This is a genomic window from Rahnella sp. BCC 1045 (assembly GCF_019049615.1).
Lineage (GTDB): Bacteria > Pseudomonadota > Gammaproteobacteria > Enterobacterales > Enterobacteriaceae > Rahnella > Rahnella contaminans.
This window is the reverse complement of sequence record NZ_JAFMOZ010000140.1, coordinates 39,505-63,959: the sequence shown is the minus strand read 5'-3', so window position 1 is coordinate 63,959 and position 24,455 is coordinate 39,505. Positions and strand designations below refer to the sequence as shown.

Below are 24,455 nucleotides of genomic sequence, written 5' to 3'. Positions count from 1 at the left end.
TTACGCCCCTTCTTTCACAAAGCGGGCAATAATGTCGCCCATTTCACTGGTGCCCAACGCCTGCTGGCCGTTCGCCAGATCACCGGTACGGTGGCCTGCTTCCAGTGCTTTATTGACGGCCTGTTCGACTGCATTTGCCGCGTCATCCGCGCCCAGGCTGTAACGCAGTAACAGCGCTGCAGACAGGATTTGTGCAATCGGGTTAGCGATGTTTTTACCGGCGATATCCGGTGCAGAACCGCCTGCCGGTTCAAACAGACCAAACGCCTGCTCGTTCATGCTGGCAGAAGGCAACATACCCATAGAACCGGTGATCATCGCGCATTCGTCGGACAGGATGTCGCCGAACAGGTTGGAACACAGCAGCACGTCAAACTGGGACGGATCTTTAATCAGCTGCATGGTCGCGTTGTCGATATACATGTGGCTCAGGCTGACGTCCGGATAATCCTTCGCAATTTCGTTGACCACTTCGCGCCACATAATAGAGGTCTGCAACACGTTGGCTTTATCAATGGAGGTCACTTTGCTGCGGCGTTTGCGCGCAGATTCAAACGCGATACGTGCAATACGTTCAATTTCGAAGCGGTAATAGACTTCGGTATCAAACGCTTTTTCGTGCTGACCCTGACCTTCGCGGCCTTTCGGCTGACCGAAGTAAATACCGCCGGTCAGTTCGCGGACACACAGAATGTCGAAGCCTTTTGCGGCAATGTCGGCACGCAGCGGGCAAAACTCTTCCAGTCCCTGATACAGACGGGCAGGGCGCAGGTTGCTGAACAATTTGAAGTGCTTACGCAGTGGCAATAATGCGCCACGCTCAGGCTGATCGTTTGGTGGCAAATGTTCCCATTTCGGGCCGCCGACGGAGCCAAACAGAATGGCATCAGCTTGTTCGCAACCCGCAACGGTGGCTTCCGGCAACGGGCTGCCGTGTTTATCGATGGCTGCGCCACCGACGTCATATTCGCTGGTGGTAATTTTCAGGCCAAAGCGCTGACGCACTGCGTCCAGAACTTTATAGGCCTGGGCCATAACTTCAGGGCCAATTCCGTCTCCGGGTAAGACGGCAATATGATGGGTCTTGCTCATGTTCACACCGTTTCCTGATTATTTTGAATGTTGTTGTGTTGCTGACTTTGCTGCTGCAAACGTTGTTTTTCGATCTCAACTTGTTTGCTGCGCCAGATGTTGTTCAGTACGTGCACCATCGCTTGTGCGGAGGATTCGACGATGTCTGTCGCCAGACCCACGCCGTGGAAGCGGCGGCCATTAAAGGAGACGACAACATCGACCTGGCCCAGTGCGTCACGGCCCTGACCTTTTGCACTCAGCTGGTATTTGACCAGCTCAATCTGATAGCCGGTGATGCGGTTGATGGCCTGATAGACAGCATCGACCGGGCCGTTGCCGGTGGCGGCTTCGGTCATGATTTCTTCGCCACAGGCCAGATTCACAGAAGCCGTTGCGGTAATTTTGGAACCTGACTGCACGCTGAAGTTATCCAGACGATAGAATTCCGGCTCTTCCTGCTGCTTATTAATGAAGACCAGTGCTTCTAAATCGTAGTCGAAAACCTGACCTTTTTTGTCGGCCAGCTTCAGGAATGCGGTATACAGATGATCCATGTTGTAATCGGATTCTTTATAGCCCATTTCTTCCATACGATGCTTCACGGCCGCGCGGCCGGAGCGGGAAGTCAGGTTCAGCTGAATCTGGTTCAGACCGATAGATTCCGGCGTCATGATTTCGTAGTTTTCGCGGTTTTTCAGCACACCGTCCTGATGAATACCCGAGGAATGTGCGAACGCATTAGACCCGACAATCGCTTTGTTGCCAGGGATAGGCATATTGGTAATCTGGCTGACAATCTGGCTGGTACGGTAGATTTCTTTGTGATTGATGTTGGTATGAACGTTCATGTAGTCGCTGCGTGTGCGGATTGCCATGATCACTTCTTCCAGCGCGGTATTCCCGGCGCGTTCGCCGATACCGTTCAGCGTGCCTTCAACCTGACGCGCACCGGCCTGAATGGCGGCGATGGAGTTACCGACCGCCATGCCCAAATCATCATGGCAGTGAACGGAGATAATCGCTTTATCGATGTTAGGCACGCGTTCGTACAGGTTAGTAATGATGCCGCCGAACTGAACCGGCGTGGTGTAACCGACCGTATCAGGAATGTTAATGGTGGTCGCACCGGCTTTAATCGCAGCTTCTACGACGCGGCACAAATTGTCCAGCGGCGTACGGCCTGCATCTTCGCATGAGAATTCAACGTCATCGGTGTAGTTACGGGCGCGTTTCACGGAGTGAATCGCCATATCCAATACCTGATCAAACGAACGCTTCAGTTTGGATTCAATGTGCAGGGTAGAGGTTGCCAAAAAGACGTGGATACGGAACGCTTCGGCCACACGCAACGCTTCGGCTGCGGCATCAATGTCACCGTCTACGCAACGGGCCAGACCGCAAACACGGCTGTTTTTAATCTGGCGCGCGATGGTTTGTACAGACTCGAAATCGCCAGGAGAAGAGACCGGGAAGCCGACTTCCATGACATCCACGCCCATTCTTTCCAGCGCCATTGCAATTTGAATCTTCTCTTTCACACTCAGGCTGGCCTGTAACGCCTGTTCACCATCACGCAGTGTGGTATCGAAAATAATGACTTGCTCGCTCATGGGTTATTCCTTGTCTGTTTTATTTTCGCGCCCTGCGGGGAGATAAAAAAAAACCCGCGCATCGGCGCGGGTTTATTGTCTGTGGAAGTTAAAATCAGTTGTGATTTTCGCCCACTGGCTTACCGCGCAAATTTTCTGCGTTGAGTAGTAGGCCTAGGAGACGGGTAATCATGAACATGTTTTCAGCTTCTCATAATCGGGTGGTAAGAACGGATATCGTCCAAACAGTGCCTAAAGTGATACGGGAATGTCCTTTGTATGTCAACCTTCACTGTGTGGAAAACGCGAAAAACCTTGCAAATGATATTTTGTCTCATTTAGCATAAAAAACTGGTTGCCGAAGCCTGTCCGGCGCAAAGCTTTTTGCGGTTTTTTCCCTCGCTCTGCGTATATAAAAAGGCCAAAAAGAGACACCAGTTTTAAACAGCGAGGTAAATTACCTTTCTAATACAGGAGATTAGGAATGATGTAGTTTTGCTTAACTTATTATTCATTTTTCGCATGTTGTTTACCCAACTATTTTATTGTCTTATATCATCAGTTTTTAAGGGGGAAGTGAGATTCATATTTCCCTTTATGATTATTAGGAAAGACGTTTCTATATCTTTTCCTAATTAACATGATGAAATTTCACGGATTTACCGGTCATTGTTTCTGCAGGTCTGATATTCCTCCAAGTCCTGTTTTTATAAAGCAAGTTATTAACGTCATGACTCCTTTTATTGGAGTCATTTTGATGGAGAACTTCATGTCAGATATCACTACAGAAATTAAAACTAAGCAGCCGGAAGCCGAAACACATCTTCGTAATGTGGATTTGAATTTACTCACGGTATTCGATGCTGTAATGCAATTACAGAATATTACCCGTGCTGCCAATATGCTGGGAATGTCCCAGCCCGCAGTCAGTAATGCAGTAGCCCGGCTGAAAGTGATGTTCAATGATGATTTATTTGTGCGTTATGGCCGTGGCATTCAGCCCACCATGCGCGCCCGCCAACTTTTCGGACCTGTCCGCCAGGCTTTGCAACTGGTCATGAATGAGTTGCCCGGTGCCGGTTTTGACCCCAATATCAGTATGCGCCAGTTTAATGTGGCGATTTGCAGCCCGCTGGATAAACGCCTGACGTCTCAGGTTTTAAATGCCATTGATACATTATCAACCGGCGTCAGCATCAAATTGCAGACCATCGTCAATGATAATATCGAGCATCAGCTGCGTTACCAGAATATTGAGTTTATGATCAGTTATCGTAAATTTGAGCGTGCCGATTTTTGTAATCAGGCATTATTTAATGACGAACTCGTTCTGGTCGCCGCGAAAAATCATCCGCGTATTAGCCCGCATATGTCAGATGAAAAATATCTGAAAGAAAAACACGCCGTGATGGTTCTGGATCGTTTCTATTCCTTCAGTTCGGCTTATTACGACGATCCTGAGTTGCAATCTCTAATTACTTATCAGGGAACCGATCTTTTCAGCGTAATGGAAATTGTGTCTAAGACTGATATGGTCGCCCTGGTTCCGCGCTGGCTGGCACAATCAAATGCCGGAATGCTCAATTTATCCGTGATCCCTCTGCCGTGGATGAAGAATCATCTGACCTGCTACCTTTCCTGGCATGAATCTTCCAGCAAAGATAAAGGGAATATGTGGATGAAATCTTTATTAAGCCAATGCGTTCTGTCCTTGTAGTAAGCCAACGAATCACACTTTTACTGAGGCTTAGGCTGAAGTAAAAGTGGCTGGTTATGAAGTTCTTTGGAGTTTTTTATCCTGCCTGTTTTTTTAACCTCGTTAAAAACAGGCAGGTTTTTTTTGCAATAAAAAACGTCCGTTTCCCTTTCCAAAAGCGCGTTGCGCACCCACAATTTAATTTCACCGTGCACGGTTTGCCGGTAGACTGCGTTAAATTTTTGTAATGACGTTATGCAGTCAGATCCTCCTCCTTTCCTGATTACGCTGGATGCCGGTACAAACACTCAATGAATCCAACCTTAAATAACTATCATCTGATTACCCGTTTTCGCCAGCAAATCAGTGCCCGTGCTGAGCAGATTGCTTTCCGTGAATGGTCCCCTGCGACAGAAACCTCCCTGACCTGGCGCGAGCTTGGCGAAAAAGTGGATGCCCTGTCCGACGTGTTATTGCAGGAACAGGTGAGTGTTCAGGAACGCATCGCGATTTGCGGAAATAACTCCATGGCGTGGGCCATCGCCGATCTGGCGATCCTCCAGTTACGTGCCGTGACCGTGCCCATTTATGCAACGAATACGCCTTCCCAGTCGGCTTATGTGCTCAATGATGCCGATATCCGCATTCTGTTTGTTGTGGGCCAGAAACAGTATGACGCGGCGGTTGCCTTGCGCGATTTGTGTCCACAGCTGAAACATATTTTTGTGTTGGACAGCAGCGTTGACCTGCGCGGTATCGCGATGGCCCGTCACGTTTCCCAGCTTGTTCCGCAAGACCGGCTGATTTCTGCCGAACGTGAAGTCCGCGTCAATGCCAGCAATCTGGATGATTTATTCACGCTGATTTACACCTCGGGCACCACCGGCGAGGCGAAAGGCGTCATGCTCGATTACACCAGCATGGCGACGCAACTCCGGCAACATGAAGAACGCCTGAGCATTTCGGACAGCGATGTTTCGCTGTGTTTTCTGCCGCTGGCGCACGTCTTTGAACGGGCCTGGAGTTTTTTTGTGCTCCACTCCGGCGCGCAGAATGTTTTCCTGCGGGAAACCGATCTGGTTCGCGATGCGTTGCAGGCAGTTAAACCAACGGTCATGTGCGCCGTTCCGCGCTTCTATGAAAAAGTCTTCAGCGCGATCCACGATAAAGTTGCGCGTTCTGGCTCGCTGAAAAAACGACTTTTCCACTGGGCTGTGGCGCAGGGCAAAGAAAAGTATCTGACGGAACGTCGCGGCGAACGTTATTCGTTCTGGCTTTCTCCGGCTCATTTTCTGGCGGATAAGCTGGTGCTGAAAAAGCTGCGTGAATTACTCGGCGGGAATTTGCGTTTTCTGCCTGCTGCCGGTGCGAGCCTTGATGACAATGTCATTCTGTTTTTCGAATCTCTCGGGCTGCACATTAAATACGGTTATGGCCTGACGGAAACCTGCGCCACGGTGACCTGCTGGGAAGAAAAAGATTTTCGTTTTGGATCTGTAGGAACGGCGTTGCCTGAGATCGAAGTGCGCATTGGGGATGAAAATGAAATCCAGGTGCGCGGCCCGACGTTGCTGCGGGGTTATTTTAATAAGCCAGCTGAAACTGCCGCCAGTTTTACCGCTGATGGCTGGTTCAAAACCGGCGATGCGGGGAAAATGGACGAGCAGGGCAACGTATTCATTACTGAACGTCTCAAAGATCTGATGAAAACGTCGGGCGGAAAATACATCGCGCCGCAACGGATCGAAGGCACGCTGGTGCAGGATCGTTACATTGAACAGGCGGCGGTAATTGCCGATGAACGGCATTTTGTTTCCGCGCTGATCGTGCCGGATTTTGATGTGCTGAACATGTATGCACAGGCGCATCACATTGATTATTTCAACCGCGACGGGCTGGTGAAAAACGAACAGATCCTGTCGCTCTTTGCGCATCAGTTGCGTGAAATCCAGCACGATCTGGCCGGTTTTGAGCAGGTGAAAAAGTTCGTGCTACTGACCAAACCTTTCACGATGGAAGCCGGTGAGCTGACGCCGACGCTCAAACTGCGACGGAAGATCATTTTCAGCCGCTATCAGCAGGAAATTGATCAGCTTTATCGCGAGTAACTGCGAACCTGCCGTTTACCGCTTTTCTGCTAAAAAGACCGGCCGACGCCCGTTTGCCGGTTTCCTCCTGATTTCTATGTCAGCCCCGGACATAATTTAATACTGTAATTTTTCCGACCTTCCTGATATTTCTGACTGGTTCCCGCACACAGGCAGTGTTTTGTCCCGAACGGGCGAGTGAAGGCAGCGTGAGGCAAAAAAACAACAGTTCCGGACAATTTTTGGCGTTTGCCTGACTCAGGTTCTGACGCTAAGGTACTGAGTTAGATTCGTGAACGCCAATAAGAACAGCAGGGTTTTTTAAGCCCGAAAGAAAGTCCTAAAATTCAGCGAATTATCATTAAATCGTTGCCTGATAGAACAGCTAGCTGAAAGAAAAGTCATCCTATAAAAGAAGCAAAAAGCCTGGAGGCAAAACCATGGAGATGTTGTCAGGAGCCGAGATGGTCGTCCGGTCGTTAATCGACCAGGGCGTTAAGCACGTATTCGGTTATCCCGGCGGAGCGGTGTTGGATATCTATGATGCCCTGCATACGGTCGGTGGGATTGATCATGTGCTGGTGAGACATGAACAGGGTGCTGTTCATATGGCAGACGGTTATGCGCGCGCCACGGGCGATGTGGGCGTGGTGCTGGTGACTTCCGGTCCTGGCGCAACCAATGCTATCACCGGTATTGCCACGGCTTATATGGATTCCATTCCACTTGTGGTGCTATCCGGCCAGGTACACAGTTCACTCATTGGGTATGACGCGTTCCAGGAATGCGACATGGTGGGGATTTCCCGTCCGGTGGTGAAACACAGTTTTCTGGTAAAACGCGCGGAAGATATTCCGACTGTATTGAAAAAAGCGTTTTATCTGGCATCAACCGGCCGCCCTGGTCCGGTGGTGGTCGATTTACCGAAAGACGTGGTGAACCCGCAAATCAAGCTGCCTTACGCCTATCCTGAGCAGGTCACGATGCGTTCCTATAACCCGACCGTGCAGGGCCATCGCGGTCAAATCAAACGTGCGGTTCAGACTCTGCTGAACGCGAAAAAACCGGTGCTGTATGTCGGCGGCGGCGCGATCAACTCTGAATGTGATGCTGAATTACTGCAACTGGCTGAGAAACTGAATCTGCCGGTGACCAGTTCCCTGATGGGGCTGGGGGCGTTCCCGGGCACGCATCGTCAGAGCCTCGGCATGCTGGGTATGCACGGTACGTACGAAGCTAATATGGCGATGCACAATGCGGATCTGATCTTCGGTGTGGGCGTGCGTTTCGATGACCGGACCACCAACAATCTTGCGAAGTACTGCCCGAATGCGACGGTCATGCACATTGATATCGACCCGACCTCTATCTCCAAAACAGTTAATGCGGACATCCCGATTGTCGGCGATGCGAAGCAGACGCTGATTCAGATGGTGGAACTGCTGGCGCTAAGCGATGAGAAGCAGGAGTTCGATGCGCTGCGTGACTGGTGGCAGAATATTGAGAACTGGCGCGGGCGCGAATGTCTGAGCTATGACAAAAATACTGGCACCATCAAACCGCAGGCGGTTATCGAAACGCTGCATCGTCTGACCAAAGGCGAGGCGTATGTGACGTCTGACGTTGGCCAGCACCAGATGTTTGCTGCGCTGTATTACAAGTTCGACAAACCGCGCCATTGGATCAACTCCGGTGGCCTTGGCACGATGGGCTTTGGCCTGCCCGCTGCGCTGGGTGTCAAACTCGGACTGCCGGATGAAACCGTGATTTGTGTGACTGGTGACGGCAGTATCCAGATGAATATTCAGGAGCTTTCTACCGCACTGCAATACGATTTGCCGGTGATTGTCGTCAACCTGAACAACGGTTATCTCGGCATGGTGAAACAGTGGCAGGACATGATTTATTCCGGCCGCCATTCCCAGTCTTACATGCAGTCACTGCCTGATTTCGTCAAACTGGCGGAAGCTTACGGACATGTGGGTATTGCTATCCGTAAGCCTGAAGAGCTGGAAAGTAAACTGGCGCTGGCACTCGAACAGAAAAATCGTCTGGTATTTGTCGATATCAGCATTGATGAAACAGAACACGTTTACCCGATGCACATCCGTGGCGGTGCGATGGACGAAATGTGGTTAAGCAAAACGGAGAGGACCTGATCATGCGCCGGATTTTATCAGTATTACTGGAAAACGAATCGGGCGCGTTGTCCCGTGTAGTCGGCCTGTTCTCTCAGCGTGGGTATAACATTGAAAGCCTGACCGTCGCACCCACCGACGATCCGACGTTGTCCCGCATGACGATTCAGACCGTCGGTGATGCCAAGGTGCTTGAGCAAATCGAAAAGCAACTGCATAAGCTGGTTGACGTACTGCGTGTAACTGAACTGATCCAGGGCGCGCACGTTGAACGTGAAATCATGCTGGTGAAGGTACAGGCTTCCGGTTATGGCCGTGAAGAAGTGAAACGTTCCACCGAGATTTTCCGCGGGCAGATCGTCGATGTCACCGCCACGCTTTACACCGTTCAGCTTGCAGGAACCAGTGACAAGCTTGATGCGTTTTTAGCCAGCATCCGTGATGTGGCAGAAATTGTGGAAGTGGCGCGCTCCGGTGTGGTCGGTGTTTCACGCGGCGACAAGATCATGCGTTAAAGTGTAAATAATCAGCAAGATGTAACATTTGTCTGCTCACTGAAAGCCCAACCCTTACGTTGGGCTTTCTTTTTTGCGAGTCAGGTGAAGCGATTCGGTAAAACACCTTGCCCGGCAGGGGCTTCTGCGGTTAGATAAAGCATTATCTTTATTAAGGGGTTTTCTCAGTGAAGCTGGATGAGATCGCGAGGTTAGCGGGCGTTTCGCGTACGACGGCCAGTTATGTCATTAACGGCAAGGCGAAACAGTATCGTGTCAGCGATAAGACAGTCGAAAAAGTCATGGCTGTCGTGAAGGAACATAACTATCACCCGAATGCGGTGGCAGCAGGTTTGCGTGCCGGCCGTACACGTTCAATTGGTCTGGTGATCCCCGATCTGGAAAACACCAGCTACACCAAAATCGCCAATTTCCTCGAGCGTCAGGCCCGTCAGCGCGGCTATCAGCTGCTGATCGCCTGTTCTGAAGATCAGCCGGATAACGAGATGCGGTGCATCGAACATCTGCTTCAGCGGCAGGTTGATGCGATAATTATCTCCACGTCATTACCACCGGAGCATCCTTTCTATCAACGCTGGGCCAACGATGATTTCCCGATCATTGCGCTCGACCGTGCGCTGGATCCTGAGCATTTCATCAGCGTCGTGGGCGCTGATCAAGACGACGCCCTGATGCTGGCGCAGGAACTGCGCACATTCCCGGCTGAGTCAGTACTCTATCTCGGCGCACTGCCGGAGCTTTCCGTGAGTTTCCTGCGCGAGCAGGGCTTTCGCCAGGCGTGGGCAGAAGATTCACGCCAGCCAAAATATCTGTACGCCAATGCGTACGATCGCGAATCAGCGGCGGTTGTTTTCGCCGACTGGCTGAAAACCAACCCGATGCCGCAGGCGTTGTTCACCACGTCGTTCCAGCTGTTGCAGGGCGTGATGGACGTGACGCTGAAAACCGAAGGGCGTCTGCCGGTGGATCTGGCGATTGCGACTTTCGGCGATAACGAGCTGCTAGATTTCCTCGAATGTCCTGTTCTGGCGGTCGCTCAGCGTCATCGTGACGTGGCTGAACGCGTGCTGGAGCTGGTGCTGGCTTGTCTTGATGAGCCGAAGAAACCGAAAGCCGGACTGACGCGAATCCGCCGTAATCTGTTCCGCCGTGGCCGTCTGAGTCGCAAGTAAACACCGCAACGGGCATTCTTCCTGAGTGCCCGTCACTATCCTCCCCGCACGCTCCAATCTCTTTTTCAGTAATTCGGCTTATTCTGTGGATAATACAATTATGAAAATTCCCATAGGAGATGAATGGGTAATTTAGGAGCATTCCCAGACAACTGAATTATTAAGAAATGTTTTCGCGCTTCCGTTGCCGATATAAACCTCCTAATCAATTTCTAAAATACGTTAATGCTGCCAGCAAAAGTCCTGTAGAATTCCCCGCTTAATTTCCCTCAGCATGGGTTTTGAAGAACGCTGATGGTTTTTAAAACGCCTCAAAGGCTTATGCCATGCGGGCTGGCAGACAAAATGATGATGATTTAGCAGTGATAGCCAAAAAAAAATTGAGAATGATTTTTTTTATGGCAAACCGGTCAAGAAATGAGAGTTAGATAGCAGAAGAATATAAATAGTTAAATAATGTTCAGTTTGGTTTTTTTTTAAACGAAATTATTAACCCTGCGAAATTTCTTCAACTAATCATGACGTTATTTTCTATCCCTCCTCTAAAACACCTCACTACACTGCGCAGTGCTTTCGTTTAGCTGCGTAAATATTGCCAAACCGCCTCTGCTCTGGCTTGACAAGGTTTTAAAACCATCCGTAAACTCTTTTCTGTGGGAATTTGTGGGGGAAAGTGGTGAAAAGGGTCACAGAGGGGTAGATCGGTCATGTTTCGTGGCGCGACGATGGTTAACCTCGACAGCAAAGGGCGACTTGCCGTACCCACCCGTTATCGGGATTTGCTGAGCGAAGAATCGCAAGGTCAAATGGTGTGCACCATAGACCTCCATCACCCATGTCTCCTCCTTTACACCCTCCCTGAATGGGAAGTAATCGAACAAAAATTGTCCCGTCTGTCGAGCATGAACCCCGTCGAGCGCCGTATTCAGCGCCTTTTACTCGGGCATGCCAGTGAATGTCAGATGGATAATGCCGGGCGTTTACTGATTGCAACCACACTGCGTCAGCACGCCGGGCTCGCAAAAGAAGTGATGCTGGTTGGACAGTTCAACAAGTTTGAGCTGTGGGATGAACAGACCTGGTATCAACAAGTTAAGGAAGACATCGACACTGAACAATCGTCTCAGGAACCGCTTTCTGAGAGATTACAGGACTTGTCATTATAAGCATGGTTGAAAACTACAAACACACTTCCGTTTTGCTGGATGAAGCCGTCAACGGCCTCAACATTCGACAGGACGGCATTTACATAGACGGAACTTTTGGCCGTGGTGGCCATTCACGTTTGATTCTGTCCCAGCTTGGGCCGGACGGACGCTTGCTGGCGATTGACCGCGATCCACAGGCGATCAAAGCCGCAGAAGCTATTAAAGACTCACGGTTCTCGATTGTTCACGGACCGTTTTCCGATCTTGCAGAGTATGTACGGGATCGTGGCCTTGAAGGCAAAATTGATGGCGTGCTGCTGGATCTGGGTGTTTCTTCACCGCAACTGGACGATGCCGAACGCGGCTTCTCTTTCATGCGCGACGGGCCTCTGGATATGCGTATGGATCCAACCCGGGGTTATTCAGCCGCAGAATGGCTGATGAAAGCGGAAGAAGAGGACATCACCTGGGTATTGAAAACGTTTGGCGAAGAGCGTTTCGCGAAGCGTATCGCGCGCGCGATTGTCGAGCGTAACCGTGAATTGCCAATGACCCGTACTAAAGAACTGGCGGATTTGATTGCGAATGCCTCACCGTTTCGTGAAAAGCATAAGCATCCGGCTACGCGCAGTTTCCAGGCGATCCGTATCTACATCAACAGCGAGCTGGAAGAAATTGAACGTGCGCTGGACGGCGCGCTGGAAATTCTGGCACCAAAAGGGCGTTTGTCCGTGATCAGCTTCCACTCGCTGGAAGACCGTATCGTGAAGCGCTTTATCCGCCAGCACAGCCGTGGCGCTCAGGTTCCGGCGGGTATCCCGATGACCGAAGCGCAGATCGCTGAACTCGGTGGGCGTTCGCTGAAATCTGTTGGAAAAATGATGCCGTCCGAAGCGGAAGTTTCGGAGAACCCGCGGGCCCGCAGTTCTGTTCTGCGTTTTGCTGAGAGAACGAGCGCGTGATTGGCAACGAACGCCACGGACTGGTGGGAGTCATTGCCAGCGATATTCTTCGCAACGGCAAGATCCCAATGATTCTGCTGATCGCCGTTCTGGTCAGCGCAATATTCGTTGTGACCACGGCGCACCGTACGCGTTTACTGACGGCGCAGCGTGAACAACTGGTACTGGAAAGGGATGCGCTGGACATTGAATGGCGCAACCTGATCCTCGAAGAGAACGCTCTCGGCGATCACAGCCGGGTAGAACGCATCGCAACGGAGAAATTGCAGATGCAGCACGTTGATCCATCTCAAGAAATTATTGTGGTTCAGCCTTAAAATGCGCACGGAGAATACAGGCAGCTAATGAAAGCAACACGCACCGCGAAGTTAAAGCGTCCCGAAGATCAAGCCAGCTTTATCAGCTGGCGTTTTGCGTTGTTGTGCGCCTGTATCCTTCTGGCTCTGGTTGGCCTGATGTTGCGTGTGGCTTATCTGCAAGTCATTAACCCTGACAGGCTGGTCAAAGAAGGGGATTTGCGTTCCCTGCGCGTCCAGACCATCCCAACATCTCGCGGCATGATCACCGACCGTTCAGGCCGTCCCCTGGCAGTGAGCGTTCCGGTCAATGCGATCTGGGCCGACCCGAAAGAAATTAACGATCGCGGTGGTATCACGGTTGATACGAAATGGAAAGCACTGGCCGACGCGCTGAACATGCCGCTCGATCAGCTTTCAGCACGTATCAATGCAAATCCTAAAGGCCGCTTTGTGTATCTGGCGCGTCAGGTGAATCCGGCCGTTGGCGAATATGTCCATAAACTCAAGCTGCCGGGTATTTCCCTGCGTCAGGAATCCCGTCGCTATTATCCGGCCGGGCAGGTTACGTCGCACGTTATTGGCGTCACCAACATTGACGGCGAAGGCATTGAAGGCGTTGAGAAGAGTTTTGACCGCTGGCTGACGGGTAAACCAGGTGAACGTACCATCCGTAAAGACCGTTTTGGCCGCGTTATTGAAGACATCTCCACCGTCGACAGCCAGGCTGCACATAATCTGGCGCTGAGCATTGATGAACGTCTGCAAGCGCTGGTGTATCGCGAGCTGAATAACGCCGTGGCTTTCAACAAAGCGGAATCCGGCACTGCGGTATTGGTCGATGTGCAAACGGGTGAAGTGCTGGCGATGGCTAATAGTCCGTCCTATAACCCGAACAACATGCCGGATACGCCGAAAGACGTGATGCGTAACCGCGCGATTACTGACATTTTCGAACCGGGTTCTACCGTTAAACCGATGGTCGTCATGACCGCGTTGAAAAATGGCGTGGTTCGTGAGAACAGCGTGCTCAATACGCTGCCGTACCGGATCAACGGTCATGAGATTAAAGATGTGGCCCGTTACGCGGAGCTTTCCGTGACGGGTATCTTGCAGAAGTCGAGTAACGTCGGTGTTTCACGACTGGCGTTATCGATGCCGTCCGCAGAGCTGGTAGACACTTACTCGCGATTCGGATTGGGAAAACCAACCAATTTGGGGCTGGTTGGAGAAAGCAGTGGCTTATACCCTAAAAAACAACGGTGGTCTGACATAGAGAGGGCCACCTTCTCTTTCGGCTACGGGCTAATGGTGACACCTCTCCAGCTAGCGCGAGTCTATGCCACGATCGGCAGTATGGGCATTTATCGTCCGTTGTCGATCACACGTGTTGATCCGCCGGTTTCCGGCGAACGCGTGTTCCCTGAACCTCTGGTGCGCACCGTCGTTCATATGATGGAAAGCGTTGCGTTGCCAGGCGGCGGCGGCGTGAAAGCCGCTATCAAGGGTTACCGTATTGCGATTAAAACCGGTACTGCGAAGAAAGTCGGTCCGGATGGCAAATACGTCAATAAATACATTGCCTACACCGCAGGCGTTGCGCCGGCCAGCAATCCAAAATTTGCTCTGGTGGTCGTCATTAACGATCCGCAGGCAGGGAAGTATTACGGTGGGGCCGTTTCCGCACCGGTGTTTGGCGCCATCATGGGCGGAGTATTACGCACCATGAACGTTGAACCTGACGCGCTGACTGCCGATGAAAATGCAGACATAGTAAATAATCAAAAAGAGGCAACAGGTGGCAGATCGTAATTTGCGCGACATCTTAGCGCCCTGGGTGAGTGAAGCCCCGGCAGTAGCGCTAAAAGACATGATCTTAGACAGCCGCATTGCGGCTGCTGGCGATCTGTTTGTCGCGGTCTCAGGCCATACCAGTGATGGGCGTCGTTTTATTCCCCAGGCAATTGCTCAGGGCGTCGCAGCCGTCGTGGCCGAAGCAAAAGATGAACAAGAGCACGGAACGGTCTGCCAGATGCATGGTGTACCGGTGATTTATCTTGAGGATCTCAACGTCCTGCTTTCCGAACTGGCAGGACGTTTTTATCAGCAGCCAGGCAAATCATTGCGTCTGGTTGGCGTGACAGGCACCAACGGTAAAACCACTACCACACAACTGCTGGCGCAGTGGAGCCAGCTGCTGGGCGAAACCAGTGCGGTGATGGGTACCGTGGGGAATGGCTTGCTCGATAACGTGGTTCCGGCGGAAAACACCACCGGTTCTGCCGTTCAGGTCCAGCATATTCTGGCTGATTTAGTGAAACAGGGTGCCACCTTCGCCGCGATGGAAGTCTCTTCCCACGGGCTGGTGCAGCATCGTGTAGCCGCGCTGCCGTTTGCTGCCGCTGCGTTTACCAACCTGAGCCGCGATCATCTGGATTACCACGGTGACATGCAGAGCTACGAAGAAGCCAAATGGCTGCTCTTCTCCTCGCATCCGGTCGGTCAGAAAATTATCAATGCTGACGATGAAGTCGGGGCGCGCTGGCTGGCGAAAACCCCGGATTCCGTTGCGGTCAGCATGGAAGACAAAATCCCGGCGGGCTGGAAAGGCCGCTGGCTGGTTGCCCGTAGCGTGAACTATCACGACAATGGCGCGACTGTAAATATCGATTCAAGCTGGGGCGAAGGCAAGCTGGAGAGCCGCCTGATGGGCGCGTTCAATGTCAGCAATCTGCTGGTTGCACTGGCGACTCTGCTTTCCCTTGATTATCCGCTGGCACAATTGCTGGCGACGGGTTCCCAGTTACAACCTGTTTGCGGGCGTATGGAAGTCTTCAACGCGCCGGGTAAACCGACCGCCGTTGTCGATTACGCACATACGCCGGATGCGCTGGAAAAAGCGCTGGCAGCTGCCCGTCTGCACTGCAAAGGGCAACTGTGGTGCGTGTTCGGTTGCGGTGGCGATCGCGATAAAGGCAAACGTCCTCTGATGGGTGGGATTGCCGAACAATTCGCCGATCGCGTTATTGTGACCGATGACAACCCTCGCAGCGAAGAACCTCGCGCCATCGTGGCGGATATTCTTGCCGGATTGCTTGATGCTGGCCGTGCGCAGGAAATCCATGGTCGTGCGGAAGCGGTAACCAGCGCCATCATGCAGGCGCAGGAAGACGACGTCGTTCTGATTGCCGGCAAAGGCCATGAAGATTATCAGCTGGTGGGAAATCAGCGTCTTGATTACTCCGACCGGGTGACTGTCGCACGTTTGCTGGGGGTGATCGCATGATCCGCGTTTCTCTGCAAACTCTGGCCGACGCGCTTAACGCTGAACTTGTCGGCGCGGATACACAAATTGACAGCGTGACGACGGATACCCGTCAGATCACCGAAGGCTGTTTATTTGTCGCGCTGAAAGGCGAAAAATTCGATGCCCACGATTTTGCGGCAGATGCCGTTAATGCGGGTGCAGGGGCTTTGTTGGTAAGTAAGCGCTTACCGGTGGAGGTCCCTCAGTTAGTTGTCGCTGACACCCGCATTGCGCTGGGTCAACTCGGCGGCTGGGTTCGCCAGCAGGTTCCTGCCCGCGTGGTCGGCCTGACCGGCTCCTCCGGCAAGACTTCTGTGAAAGAAATGACCGCGGCGATTTTGCGTGAGTGCGGTAACGTCCTGTACACCGCAGGCAATTTCAATAACGACATCGGCGTACCGCTGACGTTACTGCGCCTGACCGCAGAGCATGATTTTGCCGTTATTGAGATGGGCGCAAACCATCCGGGCGAAATCGCCTATACCACCGCGCTGGCACGTCCTGAGACTACGCTGATCAACAATCTCTCTGCGGCTCATCTTGAAGGTTTTGGTTCGCTGGCCGGCGTTGCCCGCGCAAAAGGCGAGATTTTTGAAGGTTTGCCGGAAAACGGTATCGCGGTGATCAACGCTGAGAGTAATGATTGGGCAAACTGGCAGCACAAACTGACCGGTAAAACCGTCTGGCAGTTCTCTTCTGCAAAAAATGAGGGCATCGATTTCAACGCGACCGACGTCAGACTCAGCCCGCTGAACACCGCTTTCACCCTGCATTCACCAAAAGGCAGCATTGATGTTTCGTTGCCGGTGCCGGGACGCCACAACATTGCCAACGCTTTGGCTGCGGCTGCGCTGGCGCTGTCTGTCGGCGCTTCGCTTGAAAACGTGCGTGCTGGCTTGAAAACCCTGCAATCCGTCAAAGGACGTTTGTTCCCGATTGCGCTTAGCGAAGGCAAAACCCTGCTCGACGACAGCTATAACGCGAACGTCGGTTCAATGACCGCAGCGGCACAAGTGTTGTCAGAAATGCCGGGCTACCGCGTGATGGCCGTTGGCGATATGGCTGAACTGGGCGCTGAAAGCGAAAGCTGTCACCGTCAGGTCGGCGAAGCGATCCGTGCAGCAGGTATCGATAAAGTATTCAGTATTGGTCACGACAGCCGCATCATCAGTGATGCCAGCGGATGTGGTGAGCATTTAGAGGATAAGGCAGCCCTGACGGCCCGTTTAACGAGCTTACTGTCTGAACACGCGGTAATTACCGTTTTGATTAAAGGTTCACGTAGTGCCGCAATGGAGCAGGTAGTACGCGCGTTACAGGAGAATGCAACATGCTAGTTTGGCTGGCCGAACACTTGGTCAAATATTATTCCGGCTTCAACGTCTTTTCCTACCTGACGTTTCGCGCCATTGTCAGCCTGCTGACTGCTTTGTTCCTGTCTTTGTGGATCGGACCACGGATGATTGCCCGTCTGCAAAAAATGTCTTTTGGTCAGGTTGTCCGTAACGACGGCCCGGAATCGCATTTCAGTAAACGCGGGACGCCAACGATGGGCGGCCTGATGATCCTGGCATCCATCACAATTTCCGTCCTGATGTGGGCTTACCCGTCTAACCCGTATGTCTGGTGCGTGCTGTTTGTTCTGCTGGGCTACGGTGTTGTCGGTTTTATCGATGACTACCGTAAAGTGGTGCGTAAAGACACCAAGGGCCTGATCGCCCGCTGGAAATACTTCTGGCAGTCAGTTATCGCACTTGCCGCCGCCTTCACGATGTATGCCATCGGGAAAGACACGCCAGCCACTGAGCTGGTAGTGCCGTTCTTTAAAGACGTCATGCCGCAGCTGGGGCTGCTGTATATCCTGCTGAGCTACTTCGTGATTGTCGGAACCAGTAACGCCGTTAACCTGACCGATGGTTTAGACGGCCTGGCGATTATGCCAACCGTGTTCGTCGCAGCTGGCTTTGCGCTGGTGGCCTGGGCGACCGGTAACATGAATTTTGCCAGCTACCTGCACATTCCTTACCTTCGCCACGCGGGTGAACTGGTGATCGTGTGTACCGCCATTGTCGGCGCCGGTCTTGGCTTCCTGTGGTTCAACACCTATCCGGCTCAAGTTTTCATGGGTGATGTCGGTTCACTGGCTCTGGGCGGTGCGCTGGGGACTATCGCCGTGTTGCTGCGTCAGGAATTCTTACTGGTGATTATGGGCGGTGTGTTCGTGGTTGAAACACTGTCGGTCATCTTGCAAGTCGGGTCCTTTAAGTTACGTGGTCAGCGCATTTTCCGTATGGCGCCGATCCATCATCACTACGAACTGAAAGGCTGGCCGGAACCGCGCGTCATCGTGCGCTTCTGGATTATTTCGCTGATGCTGGTCCTGATTGGCCTGGCGACGCTGAAGGTGCGGTAATTATGGCTGACTATCAGGGTAAAAAAGTGGTCATCATCGGGCTGGGTCTTACCGGCCTGTCCTGTGTTGATTTCTTTGTGGCACGGGGCGTGACGCCGCGTGTTATTGATACCCGCGTCAGCCCGCCCGGACTGGATAAACTCGCGGATAACATTGAACGTCATCTGGGTTCGCTCAATGAAGACTGGTTGCTCGATGCGGACCTGATTATCGCCAGCCCCGGTATGGCGCTGGCGACTCCTGCACTGAGCGCTGCCGCCGATGCGGGCGTGGAAATAATCGGTGATATCGAGCTGTTCTGCCGCGAAACGCAAACGCCGATTGTGGCGATCACTGGTTCTAATGGTAAAAGCACTGTAACAACGCTGGTCGGCGAAATGGCGAAAGCTGCCGGATGGCGCGTCGGCGTGGGCGGTAACATTGGTCTGCCAGTACTGACCATGCTTGATCATGAATACGATTTGTTTGTGCTCGAACTGTCCAGTTTCCAGCTTGAAACGACGCACAGTCTGCACGCGGCGGCCGCGACGATCCTCAACGTGACCGAAGATCATATGGATCGCTATCCGTTTGGTTTGCAGCAGTACCGTGCGGCAAAACTGAAAGTTTATGAAAACGCTGCGCTGTGCGTCGTCAATGCTGATGATGCGCTGACAATGCCGGTGCGTGGCGCTGATAAACGTTGCGTGAGTTTTGGTGTGGATGTCGGTGATTACCATCTGACACGCCAGCAGGATGATATCTGGCTGCGTGTGCGTGGCGAGAAAGTACTGAATACCAAAGAAATGCCGCTGACAGGCCGCCACAATTATACCAACGCGCTGGCTGCACTGGCACTCGCGGATGCCGTGGGCATTCCTCATGCTTCAGGCCTGAAAGCCCTGACGACCTTTACCGGACTGGCGCACCGTTTTCAGGTAGCGTGGCAACACAATGGCGTCCGTTGGATCAACGATTCCAAAGCGACCAACGTCGGTAGCACCGAAGCAGCCCTCAACGGCCTGCACGTTGAGGGTACATTGCATCTACTGCTGGGCGGTGACGGGAAATCTGCGGATTTCTCGCCTCTGACGAAATATTTGCAGGGCGATAATCTGCGCATCTACTGCTTTGGCCGTGACGGCGCGGAGCTGGCAGATTTACGTCCTGAAGTTTCTTCTCTGTTTGAAACGATGGAACAGGCGATGCGTGATATCAGCACGCGTGTGGCGTCAGGCGATATGGTTTTACTGTCTCCGGCCTGCGCAAGTCTTGATCAGTTCCGCAGTTTTGAACAACGCGGTGATGTTTTCACTGCGCTGGCGAAGGAGCTGGGTTAATGCGGATCCGTATCCCGGGGCTGAGCCTCGTCGGAAAATTTAACGACTGGGTGATGGGGTCGAAAGAAAACGACTCGCTGACGCTGGTGCTGTATGACCGGACGCTGCTGTGGCTGACATTTGGTCTGGCAATTATCGGCTTCGTGATGGTGACATCGGCTTCGATGCCGATCGGCCAGCGTCTGGCTGATGACCCGTTTTTGTTTGCCAAACGTGATGCGATTTACCTTGCCCTGGCCTTCGGGCTTTCGCTGGTCACGCTGCGTGTACCAATGGCGATCTGGCAGAAATACAGTAACGTTCTGCTGCTGCTTTCCGTGGTGATGTTGCTGGTTGTGCTGGTGGTGGGGAGTTCGGTTAACGGGGCATCACGCTGGATTTCACTGGGGCCATTGCGTATTCAGCCCGCAGAGTTTTCCAAGCTGTCACTGTTTTGTTATCTCGCCAGCTATCTGGTGCGAAAGGTTGATGAAGTCCGGAGCAACTTCTGGGGTTTTTGTAAACCGATGGGTGTAATGGTGGTTCTGGCGGTTCTCCTGCTGGCCCAGCCTGACCTCGGTACCGTCGTAGTACTGTTTATTACCACGCTGGCGATGTTGTTCCTGGCGGGGGCAAAAATGTGGCAGTTCCTGGCCATCATCGGGTCCGGTGCTTTCGCCGTTGTGTTGCTGGTTCTGGCCGAACCGTACCGTATGCGCCGCGTAACGTCGTTCTGGAATCCGTGGGCCGATCCGTTTGGCAGTGGCTACCAGTTAACCCAGTCACTGATGGCGTTTGGTCGCGGTGAATTCTGGGGCCAGGGGCTCGGGAATTCGGTGCAGAAACTGGAGTATTTACCGGAAGCGCATACCGACTTTATCTTCTCCATTTTGGGTGAAGAATTGGGGTATTTCGGTGTGGTTTTGGCTTTGTTGATGGTATTCTTCGTCGCTTTTCGCGCCATGTCCATCGGGCGTCGCGCACTGGAGATTGACCAGCGTTTTTCCGGATTTTTGGCCTGCTCAATTGGCGTGTGGTTCAGCTTCCAGGCGCTGGTTAACGTCGGGGCCGCTGCGGGGATGCTACCAACGAAAGGTCTGACCTTACCGCTCATCAGTTACGGTGGTTCGAGTCTGTTAATTATGTCGACGGCAATCGTGTTATTGCTGCGAGTGGATTTTGAAACGCGTCTGGCAAAAGCCCAGGCGTTTGTAAGGAGCGCCCGATGAGTGGCAATACCCGGCGTTTGATGGTGATGGCAGGCGGTACCGGCGGGCACGTTTTCCCCGGTCTGGCAGTCGCACATCATCTTATGGCGCAAGGCTGGGAAGTTCGCTGGCTGGGCACGGCAGACCGAATGGAAGCGGATTTGGTGCCAAAGAATGGCATCGAGATTGATTTCATTAAAATCTCAGGATTACGTGGGAAAGGTCTGAAAGCGCAACTCACTGCCCCTGTTCGCATATATCATGCCTGGCGCCAGGCGAAAGCCATCATGAAGCGCTTCCAGCCTGATGTGGTTTTAGGTATGGGCGGTTACGTTTCCGGCCCCGGCGGTCTGGCGGCATGGTCACTGGGTATTCCGGTGGTGCTGCATGAACAAAATGGTATTGCGGGCATGACCAACAAAGGTTTGTCTCATATTGCCACCAAAGTATTGCAGGCGTTCCCCGGTGCTTTTCCAAAAGCAGATGTCGTGGGAAATCCGGTGCGCATCGATGTGCTGGCGCTGGAATTGCCGGAAACGCGCTTAGCCGGGCGCGAAGGCCCGATCAGGGTTTTAGTGATTGGAGGCAGCCAGGGCGCGCGCGTGCTTAATCAGAGTATGCCGGAAGTGGCCGCTCTGATGGGCGATAAAATTACGTTGTGGCATCAGGTGGGTAAGGGCGCACTGGGGTCAGTGAATCAGGCTTACGAAAAAGCCGGTCAGACGCAGCATAAAGTCACCGAATTCATTGATGACATGGCAGCGGCTTATGCCTGGGCTGATGTAGTGGTATGCCGCTCCGGCGCGTTAACGGTCAGTGAAATTGCTGCCGCAGGTTTGCCGGCCATTTTTGTGCCATTCCAGCATAAAGACCGCCAGCAGTACTGGAACGCATTGCCGCTTGAAAAAGCTGGTGCTGCAAAGATTATTGAGCAGAAAGATTTTAGTGCCGCAGCCGTCGCTGACCTGATGGCCGGATGGGACAGAACCCATCTGATGGAAATGGCAAGAGCTGCGCGTGCCGCCGCCATTCCTGATGCGACAGAACGTGTAGCCGCAGAAGTGGTTGCCGCCAGTAAAAAATGAAATTGAACGGGCCATGCGAAGCGTGGTCCCAGCCGTAAGAAACGGATTAATCAGTAACCTGAAATAGTGAATAAAAACGTGAATACACAACAATTGGCGAAACTGCGTACCTTCGTGCCCGAGATGCATCGTGTCCGGCACATTCACTTTGTTGGCATCGGTGGTGCCGGCATGGGTGGTATCGCCGAAGTGTTGGCCAATGAAGGCTATCAGATTAGCGGTTCTGACTTAGCGCCGAACGCGGTCACTCAGCAACTGACTGCACTGGGCGCGACAATTTATTTCAATCACCGCCCGGAGAATGTGCTGGATGCCAGCGTGGTGGTGGTTTCGACGGCAATCTCTTCCGATAACCCGGAAATTGTTGCTGCCCGTGAAGCGCGCATCCCGGTTATCCGTCGCGCGGAAATGCTCGCAGAACTGATGCGTTTTCGTCACGGCATCGCCGTGGCAGGGACACATGGTAAAACCACGACCACGGCGATGGTCACCAGCATTTACGCAGAAGCCGGGCTGGACCCGACTTTCGTAAACGGCGGCCTGGTTAAAGCAGCCGGAACGCATGCGCGTCTGGGTTCCAGCCGTTTTCTGATTGCAGAAGCGGATGAAAGCGATGCGTCGTTCCTGCATCTGCAACCGATGGTGGCGATTGTGACCAACATCGAAGCGGATCACATGGATACGTATCAGGGCGATTTTGAAAACCTGAAACAGACGTTTGTGAATTTCCTGCACAACCTGCCGTTCTACGGACGTGCGGTGATGTGTATTGATGATCCGGTGATCCGTGAGCTGATCCCGCGTGTAGGCCGCCATATGACGACCTACGGTTTCAGCGAAGATGCGGATGTCATTATCGAAAATTACCGTCAGGTTGGCGCGCAGGGGCACTTTACGATACGTCGTCAGGATCTGCCGCTGATCAGCGTAACCCTGAACGCACCGGGCCGACATAACGCCCTGAATGCCGCTGCGGCCGTTGCTGTTGCGACAGATGAAGGTATCAGCGATGACGCAATTTTGCGTGCGCTGGAAGGCTTCCAGGGAACGGGTCGTCGTTTTGATTTCCTGGGCGATTACGCGCTGGAAAATGTAAACGGAAAAACCGGAAGCGCAATGCTGGTTGATGACTACGGTCACCATCCGACAGAAGTGGATGCGACAATCAAAGCAGCGCGCGCGGGCTGGGCGAACAAGCGTCTGGTGATGATTTTTCAGCCTCACCGTTACACGCGTACCCGCGATTTGTACGACGACTTCGCGAATGTGCTGTCTCAGGTCGATGTGCTGATCATGCTTGACGTTTACCCGGCAGGTGAAGCGCCAATTCCGGGTGCCGACAGCCGCTCGTTATGCCGCACCATTCGTGCGCGAGGCAAGCTGGATCCTATTCTGGTTTCTGATATTGACGCAGTACCTGAAAGTCTGGCGCAGATCCTCGAAGGTGACGATTTAGTGCTGGTGCAGGGTGCCGGTAACGTTGGCAAAGTGGCCCGAAAATTGGCTGATCAAAAGTTGCAGCCAGTGAAAAAAGGTGAAGAACATCATGTCTGAGAAAGTAGCGGTATTGTTGGGTGGTACTTCCGCAGAACGCGATGTGTCATTGCAGTCCGGCGCTGCCGTGCTGGCAGGTTTACGCGAATCAGGTGTGGATGCGCATGGCATCGACACCAAAACATTCAACGTGGCGCTTCTTAAAGAAGAAGGGTTCAGCAAAGTCTTTATCGCGCTGCATGGCCGCGGCGGTGAAGACGGTACGTTGCAAGGATTGCTCGAGCAAATCGGCCTGCCGTATACCGGCAGCGGCGTGATGGCTTCCGCGCTGACCATGGATAAATTCCGTACCAAGCTGGTGTGGCAGGCGCTGGGTTTGCCGGTTGCCCCGTTCGTGGCATTGCATCGTTCACAAATTGAAGAAGCAGGGCAGGGCGCTCTGGCGGCTAAAATCGCCGAGTTAGGCCTGCCGGTTATCGTCAAACCGAGCCGCGAAGGTTCGAGCGTCGGCATGAGCAAAGTGACAACGGAAAAAGAGTTGTTGCCAGCCCTGCAGGAAGGCTTCCGTCATGACGATAACGTACTGATTGAAAAATGGTTAAGTGGCCCGGAATACACGGTAGCTATCGTGGGCGATCAGGTTATGCCATCAATCCGCATCCAGCCAGCCGGAACGTTTTATGACTATCAGGCGAAGTATCTTTCTGACGAAACACAGTATTTTTGCCCGAGCGGTTTAAGCGAGGAGCAGGAAAAACAGTTATCTGCGCTGGCCTTGCAGGCTTATCAGGCACTCGATTGCAGTGGCTGGGGGCGTGTTGACGTGATGCAGGATGGTGACGGCAGCTTTAATTTGCTGGAAGTGAATACTTCGCCAGGAATGACCAGCCACAGCTTAGTGCCGATGGCGGCTAAACATTCCGGGCTGAGCTTCCCGCAACTCGTTTTCCGTATTCTGGCTTTGGCTGACTGA

The 24,455-nt window shown here is 52.7% G+C and carries 19 protein-coding genes; 17 read left to right on the top strand and 2 right to left on the bottom strand.

Going from position 1 to position 24,455, the window contains the following annotated elements; translation table 11 throughout:
* Positions 1–1,092, bottom strand: coding sequence for a 3-isopropylmalate dehydrogenase (gene leuB, locus J1782_RS21060; RefSeq protein ID WP_152325144.1), 1,092 nt, complete (start codon positions 1,090–1,092; stop codon positions 1–3).
* Positions 1,093–1,094: 2 nt separating this feature from the next.
* On the bottom strand, positions 1,095–2,684 hold the full coding sequence (gene leuA / locus J1782_RS21055; protein WP_152325143.1) for a 2-isopropylmalate synthase: 1,590 nt from the start codon (positions 2,682–2,684) through the stop codon (positions 1,095–1,097).
* 748 nt (positions 2,685–3,432) lie between these two features.
* Between leuA and leuO the strand changes: the two genes are divergently transcribed.
* The 17 genes from leuO (at position 3,433) to J1782_RS20965 (ending at position 24,455) form a co-directional block, all read left to right on the top strand.
* A complete protein-coding gene (gene leuO, locus J1782_RS21045) occupies positions 3,433–4,380 on the top strand; it encodes a transcriptional regulator LeuO (protein ID WP_152325142.1) in 948 nt (315 codons plus the stop codon).
* Positions 4,381–4,670: 290 nt separating this feature from the next.
* Positions 4,671–6,467 (top strand): long-chain fatty acid--CoA ligase, encoded by a 1,797-nt coding sequence (locus J1782_RS21040; RefSeq protein ID WP_217153855.1) that lies wholly within the window; start codon positions 4,671–4,673, stop codon positions 6,465–6,467.
* Between the two features lie 419 nt (positions 6,468–6,886).
* Entirely contained in the window at positions 6,887–8,605 is a 1,719-nt protein-coding gene (gene ilvI, locus J1782_RS21035; RefSeq protein WP_152325140.1) for an acetolactate synthase 3 large subunit, read from the top strand.
* Between the two features lie 2 nt (positions 8,606–8,607).
* Positions 8,608–9,099, top strand: coding sequence for an acetolactate synthase small subunit (ilvN, locus tag J1782_RS21030; RefSeq protein WP_152325139.1), 492 nt, complete (start codon positions 8,608–8,610; stop codon positions 9,097–9,099).
* 167 nt (positions 9,100–9,266) lie between these two features.
* Positions 9,267–10,271: a catabolite repressor/activator gene (gene cra / locus J1782_RS21025; protein WP_152325138.1), complete on the top strand. Its 1,005-nt coding sequence runs from the start codon at positions 9,267–9,269 to the stop codon at positions 10,269–10,271.
* A 707-nt stretch (positions 10,272–10,978) separates the two neighbouring features.
* Complete coding sequence (mraZ, locus tag J1782_RS21020) at positions 10,979–11,437, top strand: division/cell wall cluster transcriptional repressor MraZ (protein ID WP_104923345.1); 459 nt, start codon at positions 10,979–10,981, stop codon at positions 11,435–11,437.
* A 2-nt stretch (positions 11,438–11,439) separates the two neighbouring features.
* Positions 11,440–12,381 (top strand): 16S rRNA (cytosine(1402)-N(4))-methyltransferase RsmH, encoded by a 942-nt coding sequence (rsmH, locus tag J1782_RS21015; RefSeq protein WP_217153854.1) that lies wholly within the window; start codon positions 11,440–11,442, stop codon positions 12,379–12,381.
* A complete protein-coding gene (gene ftsL / locus J1782_RS21010) occupies positions 12,378–12,698 on the top strand; it encodes a cell division protein FtsL (RefSeq protein WP_152325136.1) in 321 nt (106 codons plus the stop codon). The genes rsmH and ftsL overlap by 4 nt, the downstream gene beginning before the upstream one ends.
* A 27-nt stretch (positions 12,699–12,725) precedes the next feature.
* Entirely contained in the window at positions 12,726–14,489 is a 1,764-nt protein-coding gene (locus J1782_RS21005) for a peptidoglycan glycosyltransferase FtsI (RefSeq protein ID WP_152325135.1), read from the top strand.
* Positions 14,476–15,963 carry a UDP-N-acetylmuramoyl-L-alanyl-D-glutamate--2,6-diaminopimelate ligase gene (murE, locus tag J1782_RS21000; RefSeq protein WP_165058999.1) on the top strand — a complete coding sequence of 496 codons (1,488 nt, stop codon included), beginning with the start codon at positions 14,476–14,478 and terminating at the stop codon, positions 15,961–15,963. Before J1782_RS21005 ends, murE begins: the two co-directional genes overlap by 14 nt.
* The gene (murF, locus tag J1782_RS20995) at positions 15,960–17,321 is read left to right on the top strand and encodes a UDP-N-acetylmuramoyl-tripeptide--D-alanyl-D-alanine ligase (protein WP_217153853.1); all 1,362 of its coding nucleotides are present in this window, start codon (positions 15,960–15,962) and stop codon (positions 17,319–17,321) included. The genes murE and murF overlap by 4 nt, the downstream gene beginning before the upstream one ends.
* Positions 17,315–18,397, top strand: coding sequence for a phospho-N-acetylmuramoyl-pentapeptide-transferase (gene mraY, locus J1782_RS20990; protein WP_152325132.1), 1,083 nt, complete (start codon positions 17,315–17,317; stop codon positions 18,395–18,397). Before murF ends, mraY begins: the two co-directional genes overlap by 7 nt.
* Positions 18,398–18,399: 2 nt before the next feature.
* Positions 18,400–19,716: a UDP-N-acetylmuramoyl-L-alanine--D-glutamate ligase gene (murD, locus tag J1782_RS20985; RefSeq protein WP_217153852.1), complete on the top strand. Its 1,317-nt coding sequence runs from the start codon at positions 18,400–18,402 to the stop codon at positions 19,714–19,716.
* Positions 19,717–19,721: 5 nt separating this feature from the next.
* On the top strand, positions 19,722–20,924 hold the full coding sequence (ftsW, locus tag J1782_RS20980; RefSeq protein ID WP_370530255.1) for a cell division protein FtsW: 1,203 nt from the start codon (positions 19,722–19,724) through the stop codon (positions 20,922–20,924).
* Entirely contained in the window at positions 20,921–21,988 is a 1,068-nt protein-coding gene (gene murG, locus J1782_RS20975; protein WP_217153851.1) for an undecaprenyldiphospho-muramoylpentapeptide beta-N-acetylglucosaminyltransferase, read from the top strand. The genes ftsW and murG overlap by 4 nt, the downstream gene beginning before the upstream one ends.
* Before the next feature lie 78 nt (positions 21,989–22,066).
* Positions 22,067–23,542, top strand: coding sequence for a UDP-N-acetylmuramate--L-alanine ligase (murC, locus tag J1782_RS20970; protein ID WP_152325128.1), 1,476 nt, complete (start codon positions 22,067–22,069; stop codon positions 23,540–23,542).
* Entirely contained in the window at positions 23,535–24,455 is a 921-nt protein-coding gene (locus tag J1782_RS20965; RefSeq protein WP_217153850.1) for a D-alanine--D-alanine ligase, read from the top strand. The genes murC and J1782_RS20965 overlap by 8 nt, the downstream gene beginning before the upstream one ends.